This window comes from Roseiflexus sp. RS-1, from assembly GCF_000016665.1.
Taxonomy (GTDB): Bacteria; Chloroflexota; Chloroflexia; order Chloroflexales; family Roseiflexaceae; genus Roseiflexus.
In genome coordinates, this window is the sequence record NC_009523.1 from 4752829 (window position 1) to 4776807 (window position 23979).

A 23979-nucleotide genomic window follows, 5' to 3' on the forward strand; every position below is an offset into this window, starting at 1 on the left:
GTTCCACGAGTCGTGTCCAGGTTTTAGATCCGTGCTACGGGCGAAGCCCCTGCTGGCGCAGATGTGCATCCACCCAGGCGACCTCTTCGGCGGGCAGCGCGACGTCGGGATCGAGACGATAATCGATCAGGTCGCTGTAGGCGCCGTGCTCGTAGCAGCGCTCCAACACCGCCTGCACGTCTAAGACGGCGTCCGGGTCCGGCGGGTGCAGCGGAATGGCAATCCGCGGCAGGCGCTGCCGGATCGTGCGCACATACACCTCGAACCGCTCGCGGCGCCCCGCCCGGCTGATGCAGATGACGTAGTGCCACGGTTGATAGGGGATCAGATAGTGCGGCGGAATCGCCACCGTGGGCAGTCCCTGGCGCAACAGGTCGATCTCCACCAGATGGGTGTCGCTGGCGAGCGTCTCTTCCTGCTTGCGGCGATACGCTTCGTGCCCTTCGCCAGGCGTTTTGTTGGCGGGGCTGAGCACCTCGATCACCGTGACGACGCGCCCGCCCCGGGTCAGGTCGAGAATCTCGATGAACGGCTCGCGCACCTCTTCCGGCGCGACGGCGATGACCACCGGCGCATCAGCCGTCAGCACCGCCACGTCGCGTCCTTCTCCCGGCGCTTCTGCCAGCGGACGCTGCGTGACGGTCACATCCGGATAGATAGACCGGTGCGGCGGGATGACATAGAGGCGCTCCCCGATGCGCGCGTGATAGCGGGGACGGATCTGCGGCTGGAGCGCATCTCTGCTATACGTTATCAGGCTCTGATGGACGTCGGGCCAGAGGTCGCGGCGTTCCAGGTAGGGATCCATTCCGGGAAATGGTCCTGGCATGCGGGTTGCTCCCTTCACGTGCTCGTGGCGCTCAGGGGATGATACCACGTTGTTCATAAGAGTGAAACCGTTGCAGCCGAACGCGTCATGCTGCACTTCGTACTGAACCGGTAACATTCTGGTGCTCTCTTTGTATATGATACAAAAGAACTTCAATCCTGCCGAAGGAACGTTTCTCAATCGCTGGATGGGGGTATTCAGGTGAATGCCGGTAACGGCATTTTTATACTACGTGGGACAAACATGTCATCCGAAACTATAACCAGGCTTGAAGCTGAAAACGCCGCGTTGCGTCAGCGTATCAACGAATTGGAAATGCGCCTCGAAGCGTATCACACGGGCAACGCCATGCTCCGTACAACCGGTCACACCGGCGCCTTCAATGAGTTTCAAGGATTTCGTACTACGGTCGAGCGTGCATCACAGGGCATTGTGATCGTTCATCTCGAAGGCGTCATCACCTATGTCAATTCTGCATTTTGTGCATTGACTGGCTATCATGCACTTGTCGGCAGGCATATAAGCACGCTCTATTTCGAGTACGATCTCCCATTGCTGGACAGGGGCTTGCAGAAAGTCAGGTACGATGGCATCTGGCAGGACAACATCTCGTTGCGCCGCAGCGATGGCGCTGCTATCCCGGTGCATATCGACGCTTTTCTCATCTGTGATGATGCCGGACAACCGGCGGCGATAACCGTCATTGTCGAGGATCTGACCGAAGAACTCCGGCGTGAGGAGCGGCTGCGCCTGTTCGAGGCGCTGGTCGAAAACGCCCCCGATGCCATCGGCGTCGCTAATGTCAGGGGCAATGTTATCTACGCCAACACTGCGTATCAGACGTTGACCGGCTGTGGCGACCAGCTCATCGGCATGAATGCCTTCGATGGCATCGTAGAACATGATCGCCAGGCAGTGCGCACAGCGCTGGCGCGTCTGGAGGACAATAACGCAGTTGTGCTCGACATTCGCATCCAGCGCAGGGACGGCGGCATTGCGCCGGTGTCGGCAGCGATGTATGCGCAGCGATCTCCGCGCGACGAGGTGTGGCTCATCGGCTTCCTGCGCGACATCAGCGACCAGAAACGCGCCGAGGCGGAACGCTTCGCGCTCCAGCAGCAGGTGATCGAGGCGCAGCGCGCCGCCATCCGCGAACTCTCCACCCCGCTCATTCCGATCAGTGAGACGGCGGTGATTATGCCGCTGGTCGGCGCCATCGACAGCGCGCGGGCGCAGCAGATCATCGACACCCTGCTCGAAGGGGTCGCCGCCCATCGCGCGGACGTGGCGATTGTTGACATCACCGGGGTGCAGGTGGTCGATACGCAGGTCGCCAGTGCGCTGGTGCGCGCCGCACAGGCGGTGCGGCTGCTGGGGGCGCAGGTGATCCTGACCGGCATCAAGCCGCAGGTGGCGCAGACGCTGGTGCAGTTGGGGGTCAGTCTGGAAGGCATCCGCACCACCGGGTCGCTCCAGACCGGCATACGTCTGGCGCTGGATCACGATGCCATCCGGCGAAAGGGCGCCGGACGCTAATCTCTTTTGCGCTCCCGTCCTGCCAGCAAGAGGTATGCGTACAGCGCCGCCCCGCTGAGAACCGCGACCGCCAGTTTGACCGTCAGCGGCAAATCCGACGGTGAGATGAACCCCTCGATCACACCTGCAACGACCAATAGCAGCGCACAACCGAGTATCAGACGTACTGCCCGGCGCGCTGCCAGTACGAGCGCCGTGCGCCGGGTGATCAATCCTGGACGGGCGACTGCCCACCCGAGTTGCAATCCTGCGCCGCCTGCGATGATGATCACGCTCAGTTCGATCACCCCGTGCGCTGCGACGAATCCCCACAGATTGCTGCTGAATCCGTATGCCTGCGCCGCTCCTGCCACAACTCCCAGAAGCAGTCCATTCTGCGCCAGCACGAACAACGTGAGTATACCGAGCAATACCCCGCCAGCAAACGCCAGGATGGCTACACGGATGTTGTTGGTGGTGATCAGCGCTGCCGATGCGGCGCGCCCGTCGTCGTTGATCGACTTCCACCACTCGCGCCCGGCACGAATGTCGTTGATGACTTCTTCGACGCCGGGAATCAGCAATGATCCAGAGGGCGGATCGTTCAGGGTGACAAAAAAGCCGATCAGCGCCGGTATCAAAAACATCAACAGCGACGCAAGCGAGTAAACCCACGTTTCCCGGAATGTCCGCGGCAGATCGGTGGCGAAGTAGCGCACCAGCCCGCTGCTGCGATCCGCGCGTCGCTGATACACTTCTGCGTGAGCACGCGCCACCAGACCGTTGAGGTAATCCACCACACGATGCCCGGAAAAATCGCGGCGCGCGATCGCCAGATCCGACGTCGCGCTGCGGTACAGGCGTCCTAACTCGGCGATCTCTTCATCTTCAAGCGCCGCCAACCCGCCACGACGCGAACGTTCAATGATTGTGCTCAGGCGTTCCCACGACGCTTTTCTCCGATTGATGAAATCTTCGACGAGCATAATCGTTGAGAACCAAGAACCAAGAACCGAGAACTGAGAACTGAGAACCGAGAACTGAGAACCGGGTTCAACGATCAACGTTCAACGTTCAACGCTCCAACCTTCAACCTTCAACCTTTCAACCTTCATCCTTACCACCCTCAACCTTCAACCCGCAACGTTCAACGTTCAACCCTCACCTCTCGCCTCTTCAACATTCAACCACCGTCTGCGCCACTCGTCCTGCGTCCACGCCGCGCTGCGCAAATTCGTATCGTAGCGCATCCAGGTCTGGCACGTATGCCCGCAGTATCCGCACGTCATCCGTCGGCAAGAGGGCGTATCCACCCAGACACGCCGGGATGACAACTGCCTCACCACGCCGCAAAGCGCGGGCGCCGCTATCCCAGCGCAGCGTCGTGGACCCCTCAATGATCGTCAGAATCTCGAACGTCGCTGGATCGACCAGATAGTCGACCGGCGCCGCGATCGTCAGGCGTTCGAGCGCGAAGGAAGCGCACGCGACCAGCAGATCGCGCCCTTCTGCCAGTGACAATGGCGGCACAACGCCGCGCAGCGCAGGCGCGTAGTCGGTCACGTCGAGCGCTTTGTCGATGTGCAATGCGCGCGGTTGACCCGTTGTGGCGTCGATTCGTCCATAATCGTACACCCGGTACGTGAGATCCGATTTTTGCTGAATCTCGAATAGCACGATCCCGGCATTGATTGCGTGCAACGTCCCCGCTGGCACGAAGACGGTATCGCCAGGCGCAACCGGCAATCGGTGCAACAACGGCTCCAGTTCTCCGGCAGCAATCGCCGCAGCGAGTTCCGCACGGTTGCTGAAGCGCGCCAGACCGTACACAACATCGGCGCCTTGCGTGGCGTGCAGGATGTGCCAGGCTTCAGTTTTGCCGTGAAAACCGGTGGCGGCTTCGTATGTGTGCGCATAGGCGTCGTCAGGATGCACCTGAATGGAAAGGCGATCCGCTGCATCAATGAACTTGGCGAGCAGCGGAAAATCGGCGCCATACCTCGCCATGGTGCGTTCGCCGACCAGCGCCGCTCCAAAGGTATCGGTCACCTGTGCCAGCGTCTTCCCTGCCAGCGGTCCCTCGATGATCGGATTCGTATCGTACACCAGCCAGATCTCACCCAGGCGTTCGGGGCGTGGCGGCGGCAGGTCGAGCCATTCGGCAAGGAACGTTCCGCCCCAGATCGGATGCGCAAAGCGCGGACGGGTGATGAGCGGATACAGGTGGGTTTGTGACACAGCAGCACCTTCTGAATACTGGTCAGCGATGGGTTGCCCGACGCACACATTGCACACTTTCGCAGGATAGCCGATAGGCGATAGTCGGTGGCGGTTAGCAATGGGTTGCCCGATGCACCCATTGCAAAAGCAAGCACTGGGGCTGAGATACAGTATACATTGAGACTGCCACACATATTTCACCGCAGCGAGAAAGATTGGTTTGCCAAAACGTACTCTTCACCGCGCATCGCGTCCAGCCTGGTTTTTGGAGTTCTCTGCGCTCTAGTATAATCTAACGGGACACGGTATACCGTTCTGCGCCAGGTTCACGAGATCGCCGCGGAGTGTTGGGTAGCCGTGTCCTTCAACGCGACCAAGCCGAACAGTTATCTGGGCCCTCAAACCCGCATATGCTAGCAAGGCTGGCGCCGTTTTCCTCAGGAGGTTCTGTGTATGGCTTCCCGTGAGTCGCTCTTTATCGGCATTGATGTCTCCAAACAGACGCTGGATGTGGCGTTTGGCGCCGACCCGCACGCGCCACGCGAGACGATACCGTCTACCGACGAAGGTGTCCAGCTCCTGGTCACGCGACTCCAGCGCCTGCAGCCGACCCTGATTGTGCTGGAGGCGACCGGCGGGCTGGAGCGCATGGTGTTCGCCCAACTGCTCCAGGCTGGCTTGCCGACGGCGCGGGTGCAGCCACGCCGCGTGCGCGCCCTGGCGCACGCGGAAGGACGCCAGGCGAAGACCGACCGCCTGGATGCCCGGTTGCTCGCCCGCTTTGCCGAACGGGTGCGCCCGCCGCACCACCAAGCGACGGACGAGCAGCGCGCATCCTTGCGCGACCTGCTGGTCCGGCGGGAGCAGGTGATTCAGATGCGGACGGCTGAGATCAATCGGTTGACGGCTGCCGCGCCGAACCTCCGCCCGGGCATCCAGCAGCATATTGATTGGCTGGATCAGGAGATCCGTGCGCTTGAGCAGGAACGCGACAACGAGGCGGAGCGCACCGACGAGGTGCGCCGGAAACGGGAGCTGCTCGAAAGCGTGCCCGGCATCGGCGCGATCACCGCACTGAACCTGCTGCTCCGCCTGCCCGAACTGGGGACCATCAATCGCAAGGAAGCGGCGGCCTTTGTGGGCGTTGCGCCGTATGCCAATCAGAGCGGCGCACAGCACAAACCCCGGCATATCTCCGGCGGCAGGAGGGATGTGCGCAGCGTGTTGTACATGGCGACCCTGGCGGCCACGCGGCGCCGTCTGGTCAGGCGCGCCTTCGATCAGCGCCTGTGTCAAGCTGGCAAGCCGCGCAAGGTCGCCATCGTCGCTGCGATGCGCAAGCTGCTGACTATTCTCGGCGCAATATTGCGTCAGCAAAAGCCCTGGGATCCGGCTGTGCATACGAGCGCCCCTTGACAAGCAACACAGTTACTCGGCGACTCTGCGGTGTATTTTTACTGTGCCGGTTCGTAGCAGGCACGGCAGCGCGCTTCGTACAGTTCCTGCCCGCCGACAACAATCGTCGGCGCGTCGGCAGGCGCCGGTTTGCCGTCGATCAGGCGTTGGGAACGGGTCGCATAGGCGCCGCACCGCACGCAGATTGCGTACAACTTGTCGACCTGTTCAGCCACTGCCATCAACTGTGCCATTGCCGGGAACGGCTGCGCGCGAAAGTCCTGATCCAGCCCGGCGACGATGACCCGCAAGCCACGGTCTGCCAGTTGCTGGCAGACCTCGCGCGCCGCATCGGGCGGATCATCGAGCAGGTGCAGTTCATCGACCGCCACCACATCGACATCGCTATCAAGGTACGCCGGAATATCGCGGATCGAGTCGATCACGCGCGCTTCGACCGAGAGACCATTGTGACTCACCAGGCTGCCGAGCCGGTAGCGCGTATCGCGGCGTGGCGTAAAGGCGATCAGGCGCTGACGTGCAAGCCGGACATGGTTGAGACGGCGGATCAGTTCTTCGGTCTTACCGCTGAACATACAGCCGCAGATCACCTCAATGCGGCCCCCCAACAGGCGTGTCATACGGATCACTCCTCAAGACCCTGCAACAGCCCGACGACGTTGTCGCCGAGCGCTTCAATAGCGTACCCTCCCTCCTGAACGACCAGCGTCGGCAGGTTGAGCGCAGCGATGTGGCGCCCGATCTGCGGATACACTGCCATACTGAGCGCAAAGCCGCCGCCGTGCCCGGCGACCGGATCGCCTGCAAAGGTATCGAACCCTGCCGAGAGCACCAGGAAACGTGGTGCAAAATCCGCAATCGCGCGCAACGCCTGGTCGAGCGCCAACAGATACTCGCGGTTACCCACGCCAGCCGCCAGTGGCAGGTTCAGATTATACCCCTCTCCAGCGCCTGCACCGCGCTCGTCAGCATAGCCCAGGAAAAAGGGGTACTGGTAATCCGGCGACGCATGGATCGACACGAACAGCACATCGTTGCGTTCGTAAAAGATCTGCTGGGTGCCATTGCCGTGGTGAACATCGATATCGAGGATCGCACAGGTTGCGCCTGCGGCGTTGCGGATGAGATATTCGGCAGCAATTGCGGCATTGTTCAGAAAACAGTACCCGCCGCAGAGATCGCGTCCGGCATGGTGCCCCGGTGGGCGGCAGAGCGCATACACGCAACGTTCTCCTGCCAGCAATCGATCGGCGCCGGTGAGCGCGATATCCGCCGCAGCGCGTGCTGCTGCATAGGTGCCCGCCACGATTGGCGCGCATGTATCGAACGTATAATACCCCGGAGCAGCAAGCGGATGAGTATGCGGTCGGGTCATCCAGCGCACCGCCAGTGTGCCGGGAATGACGGCCTCAGGCGCGCCGCCTGCAACAACCCAGCGGTCGTAGATCGTCTCAAGATAGGTCAGATATCCGTCGTCGTGAACGGCGCGCACCGGTTCGATCCCGAACGATCGCGGTGCAACGATCGGTCCGATGGCGGCACGTTCGAGCGCAGCGCGAATAATCGCAACGCGTGCGGGTGTCTCGAAGATCGGAACCAGCGCGCCATCGAGAAACTCGTGCGGCGGATTGTGCTGCAGGTGGGTGTCGGAAGCAATAACGATCATACGCATTTCCTGGCAGCGAAGTATAGCATACCATACGGACGAAGCGTGCCCTGTTTCAGATCGGAAAGGAAGCGAGGCGATGGGACCGATTTCATGGATCATATTCGGCGCACTGGCGGGTTGGGTGGCAAGTCTGCTGGTTGGCGTTGAGGAACGGCAGGGATGCCTGATGAACATCATCATCGGCATTCTGGGGGCGTTTGTTGGCGGCTTGATCATGGATCTGCTGGGCTTCGGCGGGACGAATTTTGGATGGGATGTGCGCAGTTTTGGTGTGGCAGTACTTGGCGCAATTGTGCTTTTAGCAATTACCGGGCGCACGCGCAAGCAACGGCGTTGACAACGAGTTGGATTAAAGAACCGGAGGCAGGCGGTGTATCGCCTGCCTCCGTCTTTAGACCCAGGTTTCTGTCCAGCGCCCCGGCTCGCACACCAGAGGAAGCGAGAGGGATTTGGAGGAACCAGAGGAAGTAAACGGGAAGAGTACCAGGGAAGGGAGCCGGTATGTTTCCTCTGGACAGCACCTTTTCTGCTTCTAAGCATACGCGATGGCGAGGGTCGCTGCAATAGCACCAACATCCCATTTGCATATGCCCCTTTTGGCGTCGAAGTACCAGAGGAAAGGATGACCTGCCCGCCGATTTTCTGTTCGGCGAAGAGCGCCACAGCACATAGATATAGGCATTTCGACGAACGCATAAAACCCGTTGCCGTGCCGCAGCGGAAACGTCGGGGCACGGCATGCTACGCCCCGACCCCGGGCAATGATCGCGCTGCCGCAGTGGAAACGTCGGGGCACGGCATGCTACGCCCCGACCCCGGGCAATGATCGCGCTGCCGCAGCGGAGACGTCGGGGCGCGGCATGCCGCGCCGCAGCGGAGAGGTCGGGGCACGGCATGCCGTGCCGCAGCGGAAACGTCGGGGCACGGCATGCCGCGCCGCAGCGGAGCCATCGAGGTCGGAGCACGGGGAGCCGCGCCGCAACGGAGCCATCGAGGTCGGGGCACGGCATGCCGTGCCCCGACCCTGGGCACGGGATCAGAGTGAGAGAGATGGCGCAAACATATTTAGAATGACTATACTCTGCCAGCGTACTGGAGGCACGGCTCATCCGACCGTCAATTTTCTGGTATCATGCACGCAAACCGAATGGACAACACCCACACTGTTCTCGATGCCCAGGAACCAGAAAACTCTGTTCGACACGCAGCGCGAAGAGGCGTTGAACCGACAGGCGCCGCTCGCCGCGCGCATGCGTCCGCGCACCCTCGATGAATTTGTCGGGCAGGATCATATTATCGGCGAGGGGAAGGTCCTGCGACGCGCTATCAGCAACGATGCGCTCTTTTCGATCATCCTCTGGGGACCGCCCGGCTCCGGCAAGACGACACTGGCGCGGATTATCGCCGACACAACCAATGCTCACTTTGAGCAACTCTCCGCCGTCTCCGCCGGGGTTGCCGACCTGCGGCGGGTGGTGAAGGAGGCGCAGGATCGTCTCGGCATGTTCCAGCAGCGCACGATTGTGTTTATCGATGAGATTCATCGATTCAACAAAGCCCAACAGGACGCGATTCTGCCGTATGTCGAAGATGGAACAATCATCCTGATCGGCGCGACGACCGAAAACCCGTCGTTTGAGGTGAACCCGGCATTGCGCTCGCGTGCGCGGGTATTTGTTCTCGAAGCGCTGACCGACGATCAGATCGGCGTCATTGTTGATCGGGCGTTGAGCGACACAGAACGTGGGCTTGGCGAGCTCAACGTGCTGCTCGCCGCCGATGCACGCGGCTATCTGATCAATATGTCGAATGGCGACGCGCGCACGGCGCTTAACGCACTGGAAGCCGCAGCGCTTGCCAAGCCGCCCGGCGTCGGCGGGAAACGTCTGATCACCGTCGAGGATATTCGTGACGCGCTCCAGAGTCGCGCAGTGCGGTATGATAAGAATGGCGAACTGCACTATGATGCGATCTCCGCGCTTCATAAGAGCGTCCGTGACAGTGATCCCGATGCAGCGCTCTACTGGCTTGGTCGCATGCTCGACGGCGGTGAGGATCCGCTCTATATTGCGCGACGAGTGGTGCGCATGGCAATCGAAGATATTGGACTGGCCGACCCGCAGGCCCTGCCGTTGACAATTGCGGCGCAGCAGGCGGTTCATTTTCTGGGTCAACCCGAAGGCGATCTGGCGCTGGCGCAGGCGGTTGTGTATCTGGCGCAGGCGCCGAAGAGCAATGCGGTCTATACCGCATACGCAGCAGCACTGAAGGACGTGGCAGAAACGCGCAATGAGCCGGTGCCGCTCCATCTGCGCAATGCGCCCACGCCATTGATGAAAGGGCTTGGGTATGGGCGCGGCTATCAGTATGCGCACGATGACGACGATGCGCGGGTGGATCAGGAACACTTCCCGCCCAATCTGCAAGGAAGGCGCTACTATGAGCCAACCGGGCGTGGCTTCGAAGCAACGGTGCGCGAGCGTCTCGCCTGGCGTGATACCCGTTCATCCGATCCGCGCGCGTCGAGGGTCATGGGAAGTGCGCGCAGCAGTACAGATACGCCGCAGGGCAACGCATCCCCGGCAATTGATCCACAGGCGCTTGCCGGCGAAGAACCGCAGATTCCGGCAGACGATGCCGCCGAAATATCTCAGGTCGCCCGTCCGCCGTCACGTCGTCGATCAAAATAATATCTGAGACAGCGAGACACACATATGCTACCGCAAACCGCTGATGTTGTGATTATCGGCGCCGGGATCATCGGCGCTTCGATCGCGTACCACCTGGCAGTGCGTGGGTGCACCAATGTCGTGATACTGGAGAAAGAAGAGACCGAGATCAGCGGCTCGACTGCCCGGTCGGTAGCAGGGGTGCGCCATCAGTTCTCCACCGAAGTCAACATTCGTCTCTCGCTCTACAGCATCGAGCGCCTGAAACGTTTTCACGAAGAGGTCGGCGGCCATGCCGGGTTGCAACAGAGCGGCTATCTTTTCCTGATCGACAATCAGGCTGACTGGGAAACCTATCGCGCAAATGTTGCCTTGCAGCGCAGTCTCGGCGTGCGCGTCGAACTTCTCGCGCCTGAAGACGCCGCGCAGTTCATTCCCGGTATGCGCATCGATGACCTGATCGGCGCCACGTTCGGTCCCGACGATGGGTTTTGCGATCCACACGGCATCGCCATCGGGTATCTGAACCGCGCGCGTGACCTGGGTGTCCGCCTGGAGCGCGCCACGCCCGTCGTTGGCATCCGGGTCGTCGGGGATCATGTGGCAGGCGTCGAGACGCCGGTTGGGGTGATCAACTGCCCGGTTGTGGTCAACGCCGCCGGTCCCTGGGCTGGCGAGGTCGGCATGCTTGCCGGACTGGAGATTCCGGTGCGTCCATACCGCCGCTGCGTCTATGTCACAGAACCATTCCCGCTGATCCCCGGTCCTATTCCGCTGACCGTCGATGTAGGCACGGGGTTCTATATGCGCAAGGAGCACGAGAATGTGTTGTTTGGCAAATCGAACTATGCCGAACCGCCGGGGTACAACCTGGCGGTCGATTGGGAGTGGCTCGATGTTGTTCTCGAAGCGGGGTTGCGACGCTTCCCGATCCTGGAGCGCGCCGGTCTGGCGGAAAAGCTCTGCTGGGCAGGTGCGTATGAGATTACGCCGGACCACATGCCCATCCTGGGACGGCATCCTGAACTGGAAGGGTATGTTGATGCCAGCGGGTTTAGCGGTCATGGCGTTATGCACGCACCGGCCACCGGTTTGCTTATCGCCGAAGAGATCCTCGATGGTCGCGCCCATACGATTGATATCGATCCGTTGCGCATCAACCGTTTTCGCGGCGTCCTCAAGCGCGAATTGAATGTCATCTAGAACAGTTTCTCGAAGCGATTCTCGGTTCCGGTGCGCAGGCGATGAATATTCGAGCGATGCAGAAACACGATTGCAGCAACCGCTCCCCACACAAAGATGGCATATGCAGGCGGTAGCATGCCCAGCGCCAGCAGCACGGCAGCAGCAATGCCGCACACTGCAGCTGCCGTCAGCGACGCGACCGCCGAAATGCGCGTGATGCCAAACGTTACCGCCCACGCTGCCAGACCGGGCAGCGCCACGAGTGGCGCCAGTGTCAGCACCACGCCACCGCCAGTTGCCACCGCTTTACCTCCGCGAAAACCCAGAAAGATCGAGCGCGTGTGACCCAGCATTGCCGCCGTGCCGACGATCACCACCGCAAGCGGTGAAAGACCGAGCGCCTGTGCAGCAATGGTTGGCAGAGCGCCTTTCAGCATGTCGCCGCCCATGGCAAGTGCAAATGCGCTGAATCCGCAGGTGCGCCAGACATTCGCAGCGCCGACATTGCCGCTGCCGGACACGCGCAGATCGACGCCCCAGGCGCGCGCAACCAGCAGACTGAAGGGGATCGAACCGGACAGATAGGCGAGAAGCACAAGGGCGATAGACGCGATCGTCGGCATCATTGGTCCTCCGTCAACAATGACTGTGCCGACCATCGTACCACAGGTGAACCCGCCCGGAAAGCGCAGATTGCTCGTCCAGCACTCCGGTGCAGGAAACGCCGGATATGGATCAGAGAGGAAGTATCTGGATGGAGAAACGACTCTCGGTGAAACACGCGGTGGAGTACGTGTTCACATGTCTCCTGGGAGCGAGGGTATCTCGCCCTCGTAGACGCGACGAGGGTGGAACGCCCTTGCTCTCAGGCGCGTGTATTACCCCATGCGTGAACAGTTACCAGTGCAGCATCACGCCCTCTGATTCGCCAGAGCAGCGTGTTATACGCACTCACAGACGGCAAGACGCCGCGCCAGCGACTGCAATCCGCGATGTTGCAGCGCTTTCACTGCGCCTTCAGAACGCCCAAGCCGCAGCGCCACTTCCTGCACCGAGAGGTCAGCCATAAACCGCAGATAGATCACCTGCCGTTGATCGTCGGTAAGATTGCACAAATGGCGACGCAATTCTTCGCAATCGAGGCGCGCTGCGACTTCGCGATCAGGACCTTCACAGGCGCCGCTCCAACTCTCCAGCGGCACGGTCTGTCGGAAGCGGCGACGGCGCAGCATATCGATTGTCCGGTCGCGTGCAATCCGGTAGAGCCAGGCAGAGAAGGGCCATCCGCGATCTTCATAGCGATCAAGGCTTTCCAGGGCGCGCAGAAACACTTCGGACCGCAAATCTTCGGCAAGATCGGCGTCGCCGACCCGAAAGTAGATGTAACGGTACAGCGGCTTTGCATAGCGATCATAGATCTGCGCGAATGCCGCATGATCGCCATTGCGGGCGCGTTCAATCAGTTCACGGTCGGAGGATGCCGGATTGGGATCGGGAGAAGCGTGCATGGTCGTGCTTCCTGTGCATCGCGCGTGACCGCGCCGTCAATCAACCCGGATGCAGTGTATCAGGCGCCTGCTACCATGGCATAACCAGTGTGCCCGACCGTGTGAAAACGGGTATAATAAGGGCGGAAAGGAGCGGCAATCATGGATTTTGCCAACGAGCGCCGTGCCATGATCGATCTCCTGGTGCAACGCGGCATTCGCGACCGGCGAGTTCTGGATGCAATGGCGCAGGTGCCGCGTCATGCGTTTGTGCCGGAGAACGAGCGATCGTTTGCCTACAGCGATCAGGCGCTGCCGATAGGAGAAGGGCAGACAATATCTCAGCCCTACATGGTGGCGCTGATGGTCGAGGCGCTCCAGCTTGCTCCGACCGATCGCGTTCTGGAAGTCGGCGCCGGTTCCGGTTATGCGGCGGCAGTATTGAGCCGGATTGTCGCAAAGGTTCATACTGTCGAATGTCGTGAGGCGCTGGCGGAGCGTGCAGTTGCACTGATCCAGGCGCTGGGGTATACCAATATCACCGTCCACATTGGTGATGGGACGCAGGGGTTGCCGGATTATGCACCGTTCGATGCGATTCTGGTATCGGCGGCCTCACCCTGGGTGCCAGCGCCACTCCGTGAGCAACTGGCATCATCAGGTCGCCTGGTGATCCCGGTCGGCGGGCGTCAGGCGCAGATCCTGCTGCGCTTGCGGCGCGAAGGCGATACATTGCGCACCGAACGACTCTGCGATGTGCGCTTTGTGCCGTTGATTGGCGGGCACGCCTGGACGGCGGAGCGGTACCCTGAACGTTGACCTGTTGTGCGAGATGGAGTCTGTATGTTTTCGACGCCCGATGAAGGTATTTTTGCGGGGCGCAGCAACGATACAATCGAGTTGCTCAAGGCATGGGGCGGCACAACCGTCGCCTTTGCGGTCTTTCAAACCGGCGCCGCCAATCTGGCGAGCAGTCGGTTTCTGGTCAACCTGTTCATTGCTGCGGTGGTGTGCGGTCTGGGGTTTGTGCTGCACGAACTGGCGCACCGTATCGTGGCGCGGCGATTTGGCGCGCAGGCGCATTTCGTCGCCAATGTGCAGATGCTGGCGATCTCTATTGTGGTTGCATTTCTGCCGCTTGGTTTGTTCTTCGCCGCGCCTGGCGCCGTCTGGCATCGCGGCTACCTGACGCCGCGCCAGAGCGGGCTGATCGCACTCGCCGGACCAGCGACCAACATGGCGCTTGCGGTGATCTTCCTGATTGCAGCGCCGTTCGTGTTCCTCGTCGGTTTGCGCGACAACTGGATTGTTGGACTGTTCTACACCGGTGTTGCGCTCAACGCCTGGTTGGGGCTGTTCAACATGATCCCCGCCGGTCCATTTGACGGCGCAAAAGTACTGGCGTGGAGTCCAGTCGTTTTTGGCGTGACTGTCGGCATCGGTATTCTGCTGGCATTTGTGCTCCCCGGTAATCTGCTCACTATCTGGCTCTTTGTTTTGAGGCTGCTCGGCAGCTAGAGGAGGTTCCATGCGCACGCCACTCCTTGCAGGCAACTGGAAGATGTACAAAACAACCGGTGAGGCACGCGAACTGGTCGAGGGATTGTTGCACGGGCTTGGTGATGTCAGCGACCGAAAGGTCCTGGTTTGCCCGCCGTTCACTGCGCTGCACACGGTGCGTGATCTGGTGCAGGGCACGCCGATTGCTCTGGGGGCGCAGGATGTCTACATCGAGCCGCAGGGCGCCTTTACCGGCGCGATTTCACCGGTGATGCTGCGCGATCTTGGATGCACGTATGTGATTGTCGGTCACAGTGAACGACGCGCCATTTTTGGCGAAGGTGACGAACTGATCGGAAAGAAGGTCCGCGCCGCGCTGGCGCATGATCTCACGCCCATCCTGTGTGTCGGCGAGACCAAACCGCAGCGTGACGCCGGTGAAGCCGAGACAATCGTTGTGGCGCAGGTGCGCGCGGCGCTTGCCGGTATGACACCGGATCAGATCGCTCGAATTGTCATTGCCTATGAGCCGGTCTGGGCGATCGGCACCGGCGATACTGCCACTCCTGCCGATGCACAGGCGATGCATGTGACGATCCGGCAGACGCTTGGCGAACTGGCAGGGTCCGATGTGGCGGATGCGATCAACATCCTGTACGGCGGCAGTGTCAAGCCCGACAATATCGATGACCTGATGGCGCAACCCGATATCGATGGAGCACTGGTTGGCGGCGCTTCCCTCAAAGCCGACAGTTTCCTGCGCATCGTCCATTTTCTCCCGATCCAGGGATGAGACCCGTGCAAGGGTGAAATCAACAGTATTCTGAGTTCCCGTGCGCTTGTGCCCTCATCCCCAAGAACTGAAATGACACCAGCGCGAAGAGCGTGCTGAGTGTTTTGTGTTCTCGTGCGCTTTTACCCCTCATCCCCCCAACCCCCTTTTCCCACAAGGGGAGAAGGAAGAGATGGGGTGTTCTGATGGCTGAAACGGGAGATGGCACGCAGGGGCTTGCCAAAACATCTACCCCTGTGAGCAACCCCCTTTTCCCACAAGGGGAGAAGGGGGAGTTTGGGCGTCCTGAAGCCTGAAACATATAAAGGTCAGGAGTATAAACCGGTATTCGCCCTTGCCGTGGGGCTGATGGAGATTGAGCATTATAGCGGTTCTCATAGAGGTTGAACCTCCTCAGACAAGCGCAGTCACGCTCTCCCTCTCAATGCGGCGACCGCCGTGCGTGGCGGTCGGAGAGAAGCCATCCGCCATCATCCGTCGTCGGGCGCGACTCTGCTCGTGCGGGCTAACGGAGATTGAGAATATAATCCGGTATGCGCCCTTGCCGTGGGGCTGATGGAGATTGAGAATTTATTCCGCTATGCCGCGCTAGCCGTGGGGCTGATGGAGATTGAAAATTAAATCCGCTATACTGCGCTAGCCGTCGGGCTAAAGCCCTCGGCTAACCAGGGCAAAGCCCGCCTGCGCGGGCTATGGCGGATTATGTATTCAAAGACCATACACCCTCGGCTATGCGAGGCGACGCCCGCCTGCGCGGGCTATGGCGGATTATGTATTCAAAGACCATACACCCTCGGCTATGCGAGGCGACGCCCGCCTGCGCAGGCTATGGCGGATTATGTATTCAAAGACCATACACCCTCGGCTATGCGAGGCGACGCTCGCCTGCGCAGGCTATGGCGGATTATGTATTCAAAGACCATACACCCTCGGCTATGCGAGGCGACGCTCGCCTGCGCGGGCGAGAGCGGATTATGTATTCAAAGACCATACACCCTCGGCTATGCGAGGCGACGCCCGCCTGCGCGGGCGAGAGCGGATTATTTGTTCGAAGACCATCAGCCCGCCGGAGGCGTTCTCCTATGGGTTATTGTCTATCGGCTATTCCTCAGCCCCACGGCAAGCTCTCTTATCGGTTATTGGCTATCGGCTATCAGCTATCGGCTATGGAATGCGAAGCCCGCCTGCGCGTAGCGCGAACTCCAACGATGACCCTCTCGCCTCTCGCCTCTCACCTCTCACCTCTCGCCTCTCGTGCAATGCCATTTCAATGACACACTGCTGCAGCGCCTATCGACCGGCAGCGCTGTAGCCTTCTGTTCTCCGCGCAATCCTGGCGCCGGTTTCACACGATTATCGAGCGATGCGGAGAAGATTATGAACTGGCGGAGGGATTGCCCAGGTCGTTCGCCAGGCGACGCAACAGCGACAGCGGAACAGGCTTGGTCAGAAAATGATCGACCCCCAGGTTCTGCGCTGCTTCCTGTAACTCCGGCGAATAATATGCCGTAATCAAAATAATGCGTGCGGGCAGAGCCCGTTGACGCACATGCGCAATCAGCGCCAGTCCGTTTGCCGACGGCATGTTGTAATCGGTGATGATCAGATCGGCGTTGTGTGTATCGAGCCACTCGACTGCTTCTGATACTGAAGCAGCAGTAGCAATCTCACGCTCATCGTTCGTTCGCAGCGCCTGTGTGAGCATGAGTCGCTGATTGGCTTCATCATCGACGATGAGAATGGTGTGTTGCGCCATCATGCATGCCTGCTTATCGCTGGGGCGGCGGCGCCGCCTTTCCGTGAGACGATCATACCCGCTGAATGGCGAATCGTGGCATGCAAGATGTGATCGAAATGTTGGCGTATCTGTAACAGAAGACAGTGCAGGCGCAACTTCGAAGGGATTCATTCGTTGTATACTATGGATAAGCCTCCAGGGTTCGTCCGTCTGACTCTCAGTCACCGTTCATATACCATGTGGTAGGATTTGTGGTACCATGAATGCAAACGAGAAATAGTCGAGCGTGCGCCTTGAAGCGCACATAACATATCTTGAGCGGCGCAGAAGTGCGTCAGTCCCGCAGAATAACATTTGCGGACAGATTGAGGAAAGACCTATGGGAAAAACGATTGAGACCTCCGATTATGACCTCCCGCTGGTCATTCTGGGAGAGATGGTGATCATGCCGCACATGACGGTGCCGCTGCAGGTGGGGCAGGGAAAGTCGTACCGTGCGATGGAGCATGCATGGGATCGCGACCATCTCGTCTTATTGATTTTTGTATCTGAAAGCGAGATCGAGACCTACAAGAGCAGCCAGCCGCAGCAGTTGCCGCCGGTCGGCGTGATCGCGCGTCTGGAAGAGTTTGTGAGGTTGCCCGACGGTACGGCGCGCATTATTCTGGAAGGCATCAGCCGCGCGCTGGTGCAGACGTTGTTGCAGAGTGAGCCGTTCTATCGGGTACGCTGCCATGCGATCAGCGACCCGGAGCCAAAGGGAATCGAGATCGAAGCCTTGATGGACTCGGTCAAACAGCAGATCGATGAGTTTGTCGATCATCTGGGTGAAGTGCCGCAGGACGCTGTTGCGTTCGTCCATCGCATCGACAGGCCGGGGCATTTGGCGGATATTGTGACGTGGGCGCCGGCATTTGAGTTTGAAGAGCGCCTGGATATTTTGAACGAACTCGACCCGGTTGAGCGGTTGCGGCGTGCGCATCGCCTGCTGGCGCGCCAGCTCGAGTTGCTGAAGCTGCGCCAGAAGATCCAGCAGGATACTAAAGAGGTGCTGGATCAGAGTCAGCGCGAGTACTTCTTGCGTGAGCAGATGCGCGTGATTCGCCGCGAGTTAGGCGAAGACGACGATATCGATGATCCCATCGATGAGTTGAAGCGCAAGATTGCGCAACTCGACGCGCCGGACTATGTCAAAGAACAGGCGATGCACGAATTGAAGCGCCTGGCGCAGCAGGGGATGAATAGCCCGGAGGCAGGGGTCATCCGCACGTACCTCGACTGGATCCTGAACCTGCCCTGGGCGGAGGAGGAGTTGCCTGAGATCAGCCTCCACGAAGCGCAAAAGGTGCTCGATGAGGATCACTACGGGCTTGAGAAGGTGAAGGAGCGCATCCTGGAGTACCTGGCAGTGCGCAAACTTGCCGGGAATCGGATGCGTTCCCCCATCCTGTGCTTCGTCGGTCCGCCTGGCGTCGGGAAGACATCGCTCGGTCGCTCGATTGCGCGCGCCCTGGGACGCAAGTTTGTACGCACCAGCCTGGGCGGCATTCGTGACGAGGCTGAGATCCGCGGTCACCGCCGCACCTATATTGGGGCGTTGCCGGGTCGAATTATTCAGGGGATGAAGACGGCAAAGTCGCGCTACCCGGTATATGTGCTCGATGAGATCGATAAGGTCGGGCAGGATTTCCGCGGCGATCCGACCTCGGCGCTGCTGGAGGTGCTCGATCCTGAGCAGAATAATGCGTTCTCCGATCACTACCTGGAGATTCCGTTCGATCTCTCGCAGGTGGTGTTTATCGCAACCGCCAACCAACTCGATACGATCCCCAGTCCGTTGCGCGACCGTATGGAGATTATTGAGATTGGCGGGTATACGGAGGACGAGAAACTGGGTATTGCGCAGGGGTTCCTGGTGCGCAAGCAGCGTGAGTTCCACGGGTTGACGCCGGATCAGTTGATAATCACCGACGATGCGATTATCAAACTGGTGCGCGAGTACACGCGCGAAGCCGGTGTGCGCAACCTGGAGCGCGAAATCGCCAGCCTGTGCCGTAAGACGGCGCGTAAAGTGGCGGCAGCCAGCGATGGCGAGCCGATTGAGTTCCCGATTGTCATTGATGCGCCCGACATCCCGAACTACCTCGGTCCTGAACGGTACACTTTCGGTCTGGCGGAGGAAAAGGACGAGGTGGGCGTGGCGACTGGCGTGACCTGGTCGCCGACTGGTGGGGATGTGCTCTCGATTGAGGTGCTGCCGGTGCGGGGCAAAGGCGGTCTCCAGTTGACCGGACAACTCGGCGAGGTGATGAAGGAGAGCGCTCAGGCTGCGATGAGTTATGCGCGTTTCCGCGCTGAGCAGTTTGGCATCGATCCAAGTTACTTCGACGAGCATAACATCCATATTCACGTGCCGGAAGGAGCGGTGCCGAAGGATGGTCCGTCCGCCGGGATCACCTTGACGACCGCCCTGATCTCGGCGATGACCGGTAAACCGGTTCGGCGGGATGTGGCGATGACCGGTGAAATTACGCTGCGCGGCAAGGTGTTGCCTATTGGCGGCTTGAAGGAAAAGACGCTGGCGGCGCATCGCGCCGGTATTCGCACCTTCATTCTGCCGAAGGATAATGCCAAGGATATCGCCGAGTTGCCGAAGAAGGTGCGCGAGGAGTTGCAGTTGATCCCGGTTTCGTCGATGGACGAGGTGCTGAAGATTGCACTCGCGCACTAGCGCCACGGTTGCGCCTGCCGGTTGCGCTGGCAGTCATTCGCACGGTATACGGGCACGTTCAGAGCAGATACGGCAGGCGCCTTCCCCTGCATCATGCGCCAGGATCGTTCTGAGAAGCGAAGCCATCCCCTGGAAGGGAGATGGCTTCGCTGTTTCTGGCGTAGCGTAGCGTAGCGACGCATATCAATACAGGTCCAACCTTTGTGAGAACTGCTATACACCGGCGGGAACGCTCGTAGCGTGCGCGTATAACGCCCATGCACCCGGCATGCATGTGGCTCGATTATTCCCTATGTCACTTCATTCCGGCGTTACATGGTCTTTGAATAATTATTCTGGTAGAGCCCGCGCAGGCGGGCTTCGCCTTGCATAGCCGAGGGCTTATGGTCTTTGAAGAAATAATCCGGTATAGCCCGCGCAGGCGGGCTTCGCCTTGGCTAGCCGAGGGCTTCAGCCCCACGGCTAGCGCAGTATAGCGGATTTAATTTTCAATCTCCATCAGCCCCACGGCTAGCGCGGTATACCGGATTTATTTCTCAATCTCCATATGACGCATCTGACGCCACCTGATTCCGACCACCCGCTTTGGCGGTGTAGAGTGCGCGATCGGCGCGCTGGATTAGCGTATCCAGATGTTCATCTCTGGTGGCAGGATGGAGCGAAGCGCATCCGACGCTGATGGTCGCACGAATGGATTGCCCGTTCAAAGGCACAGGGTTGGCTTCGATTGTTGCGCGTAACCTCCCGGCGACCCGCAACGCACCGGTCAGGTTCGTTTCGGGCAGAAGTGCGATGAATTCCTCGCCGCCGAAGCGCGCCAGAATGTCGGCGTCACGCAGTTCACGCCGCATGTGATCGGCGATGTGCTGCAACACCGTATCGCCAGCGACATGCCCGTAGGTGTCGTTGATGGTTTTGAAATGATCGACATCGATGATCAGCAGCGCGACATCGTGCCGGTAGCGCCGCGCCCGTTCCAACTCGCGCGGCGCAAGTGCAAAGAAGTGGTAGCGATTGAACAGACCGGTGAGTTGATCGGTGGTTGCCAGGCGCTGCGTTTCGGTAAAAAGTTGCGCGTTCGTGATGGCAATCCCGGTCTGACGCCCGACGATCTCGAGCATAGCGCCGTCTCGTTCGCTAAAGTGGCTGTGGTCGTGCAGATGATAGACTGCCAGCACGCCGAGCATCCGGTCGCCAGCAACGACCGGCGCTCCCAGAACGGACGGGATCGATTTGATTTCACCGGCATGCGCATAAACCACACGATGCCGGATGATGATCCGCTGCCGCTCGATTGCTTCCCATACCGGCTCGATACCTTGCTTGAGCGTCATCAACGCCTCTGGCATGTTGAAGGTGTGTGTTCTGGCAAGGATTCGGTGATCTGGGGAGAGCAACCCCAGCGCGGCGGCATCGGCGCCGACCAGTTCAACCGACAAACGCACAACACTATCGAGAATGACGTCGATGTCGAGCGCACTGCTGATTGTGCGCGTCAGATCGCCCAGACGACGCTCACGTTCCAGCGCCTCGTACGCCTGGGCGTACAACTGTGCGTTTTGCAGCGCAAGCGAAACGCCCGATGCCAGCGTCGCCAATCGACGCGCGTGTTCAGGGCGGAAGGAATAAGGGGTAAAACTATCGACGCAAATGAAGGCGACGGTCTGCTGGCGTACAATGACCGGCGCGCCGAGCCATGAACGGATCGGGAATGCCTGCTCGATACGCACCCAGGCTGGATTATTGAGCGTTTCGTGGATGATCCAGGGCTGACCGGTCTCGATCAGACGTCGCAGTGTTGGTGTACGCGCAATCTCGAAGGTCACCTGGTGGAGCGCGCGTCCTGTCTCATCGCTCAGTTTTTCGTAGCCATACACCCGCACCACACGCGCCTGCATTCCTTCGACCAGCATGACCGAGGCGCCATCACACGGCATGAGGGCGACGATCTGATCGAGGACGTGATCGAGCACCTGTTCGACATCCAGCAGAGCGCTCAGTGTTGCCGATGCCTGCCGCAACACCTCGGCGGTGCGCTGTTCTTCACGCACCGACTCGAAGAGGCGCGCGCGCTCGATCGCCACGCTGAATTGATTGGCGATGGCGGCAAACATGCGTTGCTCAACAACCCCAAACGAACTGCCAGCAGGCATGACCAGGTTCAGTATCGCCAGTGGGCGATCACGGCTATAGATCGGGATGCTGATATGCTGCGCAGGTTCCTGATCTGCGTCGTGCAGATGCGCGAGACGAGGGCAGGTGATCGGATGGGCAGCCGAAGGGAACTCGTGATGGATCAGGCGCTGCAGACACTCGCACGGATCGCCGGGGGCGCGCGGCGTGAGGTCGATCTGGAGTTCACGTGCGCCCTCGTGCGCCAGCAGGCGGGCAGAATCGCTTCCCTCCACTCCCCAGAGCCACGCCGCGCGCGCGCCCGTTTCTCGAACCAACGCACGTAATCCAGCCTGTAATTGACGCTGCGGTTCAATGATCCGATTGAGCGCCTCAAGGACGCTCTTCATCACCTTGAGTTCGTGTTGCGCGCGCTCCCGTGAGGTGATGTCGCGAAACAGCCAGATCCGGACGGTGCGTTGCGGATCGAGGCGCATTCCGCAGGTGTAGCGCTCGATGATCCGACCGTCGCGTAACGTCAGCCAGTCAATCACCTCGAGATTGGGATCGGCGTACAGTTCTTCGACGCGGACGAGAAACTGTTCTCCATCGCTGACCAGGGTTGCCAGATGCTGCATGCGGTCACGCGAGGTGATCGTCTCCAACCACCCTGGCGTCAATCGCCACAGATCCTCGAATCGTTGATTCAGCAGCAGGATCTTTCCTGTGCCATCGGTGACCAGCACAGCTTCGGAGGTCGTCTCGATCACGGCTTGCAGCAGTGCAACGGTGTGTTCATCATGCGCGAGGAACGTCATATTATGCGGCCACACAACTGGCTTTCCGGCATTCGCCTGGGAATGCGCACAACACGCTACCTGTTATCATACACGAAACAGTGACACGGCTATGCAACCGGCAATGTCAGGTAAAACGTGCTGCCCTCGCCTTCGATGCTGGTCGCCCAGATGCGCCCGCCGTGCCCTTCGACCAGATGTTTGGCGATTGCCAGTCCTAACCCTGTGCCGCCAGCATTGCGCGTTCGCGCACGATCAACCTTGTAGAAGCGCTCGAAAATCCGCGAGAGGTCGGTTGCTGGAATGCCGATGCCGTTATCGGTGACTGACAGGAGCAGCCACTGACCTGGGGCATGCGATGGTGGTAGTCCAGGCGGCGGGGGGGAACCGTCGCCGACCGTAATCACTCGGGCGGCAATCGATACGCACCCGCCTTCGGGGGTGAATTTCGAGGCGTTGTGAAGCAGATTGAGCAGCACCTGACCAACACGATTGCAATCGATCAGCGCCTGGGGCAGATCATCAGGGACATCCGTCGTCATCTGTAAATGTTTTCGGTCCATTTGCGGGCGGATGCGCTCAATGGTGCGCGCTACCAGCGGTGCCAGCGGCGCGGGTACTAACTGGAGTGCCACGCGCCCTGACTCGATCTGCGCCAGTTCGTGCAGCTCCTCGACAAGTTGGGTAATGGCATCAACTTCCTGCGCGATCTGATCCAGCATGCGTTTCGCCACCGGCGGCGGCGGGTCTGATTGCAGCGTTTCGACCAGGAGTTTCATCGACGCCAGCGGTGTGCGGAGTTCGTGAGAGACGTTGGCGACCAGATCGCGCCGCGCGCGTTCCAGCAGGCTCAGTTGCGTCACATCGCGCACCAGCAGCAACGCGCCGCGTGCGCCGTCGTCGAGCGGAATTGCGCGCAGGCGCAGCGTTCGCTGGCGCCCAAGCGGTTGAAAGATACTTTCGCGGGGTTCGGCGGACGCAATCGCCTCTTCGACCATAGCATCGACCTGGTAATCACGCGCAAGCGTGATCAGTCCCTGCCCGATGCTGATGGTATGACTGAGGTTCAACAATTCTTCGGCCTGCCGGTTAATGTAGCGAACGCGACGATCTGCATCGACCAGCACAACTCCATCATCGAACGCATGGGCGGCGGCGTGAAAAAGCGGAGAAAATGAATCATGCTGTGGAGGGGGCGGCGGCGATTGTAATGCAATCTGCCGCTGACGCCATCCCCAGACGATCGACAGTCCGAGCGCAATCACGAGGGTGGCAATGATCCATTCCATCGAAGCGCTCGCCCTTGCTCAGCGCCGGA

The 23979-nt window shown here is 60.0% G+C and carries 19 protein-coding genes; 9 read left to right on the plus strand and 10 right to left on the minus strand.

Annotated elements, in window-relative coordinates:
• Positions 1-34: 34 nt before the first annotated feature.
• Positions 35-829, minus strand: coding sequence for a DUF4058 family protein (locus ROSERS_RS19595; protein ID WP_011958495.1), 795 nt, complete (start codon positions 827-829; stop codon positions 35-37).
• A gap of 243 nt (positions 830-1072) precedes the next feature.
• On the opposite strand from ROSERS_RS19595, the gene ROSERS_RS24400 reads away from it, so the two are divergent.
• Entirely contained in the window at positions 1073-2365 is a 1293-nt protein-coding gene (locus ROSERS_RS24400) for a PAS domain S-box protein (protein WP_011958496.1), read from the plus strand.
• Here ROSERS_RS24400 and ROSERS_RS19605 read toward each other — a convergent pair.
• Together ROSERS_RS19605 and ROSERS_RS19610 are read right to left on the minus strand one after the other, a co-directional pair.
• Complete coding sequence (locus ROSERS_RS19605; RefSeq protein ID WP_011958497.1) at positions 2362-3330, minus strand: stage II sporulation protein M; 969 nt, start codon at positions 3328-3330, stop codon at positions 2362-2364. The genes ROSERS_RS24400 and ROSERS_RS19605 overlap by 4 nt on opposite strands.
• 190 nt (positions 3331-3520) lie before the next feature.
• Positions 3521-4582, minus strand: a complete 1062-nt coding sequence (locus tag ROSERS_RS19610; protein WP_011958498.1) for a type I phosphomannose isomerase catalytic subunit — start codon at positions 4580-4582, stop codon at positions 3521-3523.
• 435 nt (positions 4583-5017) lie between these two features.
• Between ROSERS_RS19610 and ROSERS_RS19615 the strand changes: the two genes are divergently transcribed.
• Positions 5018-5980: an IS110-like element ISRfsp2 family transposase gene (locus ROSERS_RS19615; protein ID WP_011954873.1), complete on the plus strand. Its 963-nt coding sequence runs from the start codon at positions 5018-5020 to the stop codon at positions 5978-5980.
• 38 nt (positions 5981-6018) lie between these two features.
• Here ROSERS_RS19615 and ROSERS_RS19620 read toward each other — a convergent pair whose 3' ends face one another.
• A complete protein-coding gene (locus ROSERS_RS19620; RefSeq protein ID WP_011958499.1) occupies positions 6019-6600 on the minus strand; it encodes a thymidine kinase in 582 nt (193 codons plus the stop codon).
• Positions 6601-6605: 5 nt separating this feature from the next.
• Complete coding sequence (locus ROSERS_RS19625) at positions 6606-7646, minus strand: histone deacetylase family protein (RefSeq protein ID WP_011958500.1); 1041 nt, start codon at positions 7644-7646, stop codon at positions 6606-6608.
• Positions 7647-7725: 79 nt separating this feature from the next.
• Here ROSERS_RS19625 and ROSERS_RS19630 point away from each other — a divergent pair, with 79 nt between their 5' ends.
• The 3 genes from ROSERS_RS19630 (at position 7726) to ROSERS_RS19640 (ending at position 11521) form a co-directional block, all read left to right on the plus strand.
• Positions 7726-7986, plus strand: coding sequence for a GlsB/YeaQ/YmgE family stress response membrane protein (locus ROSERS_RS19630; protein WP_011958501.1), 261 nt, complete (start codon positions 7726-7728; stop codon positions 7984-7986).
• 835 nt (positions 7987-8821) lie between these two features.
• Positions 8822-10339: a replication-associated recombination protein A gene (locus ROSERS_RS19635; RefSeq protein WP_011958502.1), complete on the plus strand. Its 1518-nt coding sequence runs from the start codon at positions 8822-8824 to the stop codon at positions 10337-10339.
• 24 nt (positions 10340-10363) lie between these two features.
• The gene (locus tag ROSERS_RS19640) at positions 10364-11521 is read left to right on the plus strand and encodes an NAD(P)/FAD-dependent oxidoreductase (RefSeq protein ID WP_011958503.1); all 1158 of its coding nucleotides are present in this window, start codon (positions 10364-10366) and stop codon (positions 11519-11521) included.
• On the opposite strand, the gene plsY is transcribed toward ROSERS_RS19640, so the two are convergent.
• A complete protein-coding gene (gene plsY / locus ROSERS_RS19645; RefSeq protein ID WP_011958504.1) occupies positions 11518-12129 on the minus strand; it encodes a glycerol-3-phosphate 1-O-acyltransferase PlsY in 612 nt (203 codons plus the stop codon). The genes ROSERS_RS19640 and plsY overlap by 4 nt on opposite strands.
• 315 nt (positions 12130-12444) lie before the next feature.
• On the minus strand, positions 12445-13011 hold the full coding sequence (locus tag ROSERS_RS19650) for a sigma-70 family RNA polymerase sigma factor (RefSeq protein WP_011958505.1): 567 nt from the start codon (positions 13009-13011) through the stop codon (positions 12445-12447).
• Between the two features lie 141 nt (positions 13012-13152).
• On the opposite strand from ROSERS_RS19650, the gene ROSERS_RS19655 reads away from it, so the two are divergent.
• Genes ROSERS_RS19655 through tpiA form a run of 3 tightly spaced genes read left to right on the plus strand, consistent with a single transcriptional unit; the run spans position 13153 to position 15283 of the window.
• Entirely contained in the window at positions 13153-13809 is a 657-nt protein-coding gene (locus tag ROSERS_RS19655; RefSeq protein WP_011958506.1) for a protein-L-isoaspartate(D-aspartate) O-methyltransferase, read from the plus strand.
• 24 nt (positions 13810-13833) lie between these two features.
• Entirely contained in the window at positions 13834-14508 is a 675-nt protein-coding gene (locus ROSERS_RS19660; RefSeq protein WP_011958507.1) for a site-2 protease family protein, read from the plus strand.
• A 10-nt stretch (positions 14509-14518) separates the two neighbouring features.
• Positions 14519-15283: a triose-phosphate isomerase gene (gene tpiA, locus ROSERS_RS19665; RefSeq protein WP_011958508.1), complete on the plus strand. Its 765-nt coding sequence runs from the start codon at positions 14519-14521 to the stop codon at positions 15281-15283.
• A 1375-nt stretch (positions 15284-16658) separates the two neighbouring features.
• Here the strand turns inward: tpiA and ROSERS_RS19670 are convergent.
• Positions 16659-17042, minus strand: coding sequence for a response regulator transcription factor (locus ROSERS_RS19670; RefSeq protein WP_011958509.1), 384 nt, complete (start codon positions 17040-17042; stop codon positions 16659-16661).
• 358 nt (positions 17043-17400) lie between these two features.
• Here ROSERS_RS19670 and lon point away from each other — a divergent pair, with 358 nt between their 5' ends.
• The gene (lon, locus tag ROSERS_RS19675; RefSeq protein WP_011958510.1) at positions 17401-19752 is read left to right on the plus strand and encodes an endopeptidase La; all 2352 of its coding nucleotides are present in this window, start codon (positions 17401-17403) and stop codon (positions 19750-19752) included.
• A gap of 536 nt (positions 19753-20288) precedes the next feature.
• Here the strand turns inward: lon and ROSERS_RS19680 are convergent.
• Both ROSERS_RS19680 and ROSERS_RS19685 read right to left on the minus strand, forming a co-directional pair.
• A complete protein-coding gene (locus ROSERS_RS19680) occupies positions 20289-22682 on the minus strand; it encodes a sensor domain-containing diguanylate cyclase (RefSeq protein ID WP_011958511.1) in 2394 nt (797 codons plus the stop codon).
• Positions 22683-22771: 89 nt separating this feature from the next.
• The gene (locus ROSERS_RS19685) at positions 22772-23950 is read right to left on the minus strand and encodes a sensor histidine kinase (RefSeq protein WP_011958512.1); all 1179 of its coding nucleotides are present in this window, start codon (positions 23948-23950) and stop codon (positions 22772-22774) included.
• Positions 23951-23979: the final 29 nt, after the last annotated feature.

What these genes read in the sequence shown, in the direction of transcription:
- ROSERS_RS19650 (WP_011958505.1), bottom strand. Translation starts at nt 13,011, where the DNA reads ATGCACGCTTCTCCCGATCCCAATCCGGCATCCTCCGACCGTGAACTG.
- ROSERS_RS19620 (WP_011958499.1), bottom strand. Translation starts at nt 6,600, where the DNA reads ATGACACGCCTGTTGGGGGGCCGCATTGAGGTGATCTGCGGCTGTATG.
- ROSERS_RS19685 (WP_011958512.1), bottom strand. Translation starts at nt 23,950, where the DNA reads ATGGAATGGATCATTGCCACCCTCGTGATTGCGCTCGGACTGTCGATC.
- tpiA (WP_011958508.1), top strand. Translation starts at nt 14,519, where the DNA reads ATGCGCACGCCACTCCTTGCAGGCAACTGGAAGATGTACAAAACAACC.
- ROSERS_RS19660 (WP_011958507.1), top strand. Translation starts at nt 13,834, where the DNA reads ATGTTTTCGACGCCCGATGAAGGTATTTTTGCGGGGCGCAGCAACGAT.
- lon (WP_011958510.1), top strand. Translation starts at nt 17,401, where the DNA reads ATGGGAAAAACGATTGAGACCTCCGATTATGACCTCCCGCTGGTCATT.
- ROSERS_RS19640 (WP_011958503.1), top strand. Translation starts at nt 10,364, where the DNA reads ATGCTACCGCAAACCGCTGATGTTGTGATTATCGGCGCCGGGATCATC.
- ROSERS_RS19630 (WP_011958501.1), top strand. Translation starts at nt 7,726, where the DNA reads ATGGGACCGATTTCATGGATCATATTCGGCGCACTGGCGGGTTGGGTG.
- ROSERS_RS19680 (WP_011958511.1), bottom strand. Translation starts at nt 22,682, where the DNA reads ATGACGTTCCTCGCGCATGATGAACACACCGTTGCACTGCTGCAAGCC.
- ROSERS_RS19615 (WP_011954873.1), top strand. Translation starts at nt 5,018, where the DNA reads ATGGCTTCCCGTGAGTCGCTCTTTATCGGCATTGATGTCTCCAAACAG.
- ROSERS_RS19655 (WP_011958506.1), top strand. Translation starts at nt 13,153, where the DNA reads ATGGATTTTGCCAACGAGCGCCGTGCCATGATCGATCTCCTGGTGCAA.
- ROSERS_RS19625 (WP_011958500.1), bottom strand. Translation starts at nt 7,646, where the DNA reads ATGATCGTTATTGCTTCCGACACCCACCTGCAGCACAATCCGCCGCAC.
- ROSERS_RS19595 (WP_011958495.1), bottom strand. Translation starts at nt 829, where the DNA reads ATGCCAGGACCATTTCCCGGAATGGATCCCTACCTGGAACGCCGCGAC.
- ROSERS_RS19605 (WP_011958497.1), bottom strand. Translation starts at nt 3,330, where the DNA reads ATGCTCGTCGAAGATTTCATCAATCGGAGAAAAGCGTCGTGGGAACGC.
- ROSERS_RS19670 (WP_011958509.1), bottom strand. Translation starts at nt 17,042, where the DNA reads ATGATGGCGCAACACACCATTCTCATCGTCGATGATGAAGCCAATCAG.
- ROSERS_RS19635 (WP_011958502.1), top strand. Translation starts at nt 8,822, where the DNA reads ATGCCCAGGAACCAGAAAACTCTGTTCGACACGCAGCGCGAAGAGGCG.
- plsY (WP_011958504.1), bottom strand. Translation starts at nt 12,129, where the DNA reads ATGATGCCGACGATCGCGTCTATCGCCCTTGTGCTTCTCGCCTATCTG.
- ROSERS_RS24400 (WP_011958496.1), top strand. Translation starts at nt 1,073, where the DNA reads ATGTCATCCGAAACTATAACCAGGCTTGAAGCTGAAAACGCCGCGTTG.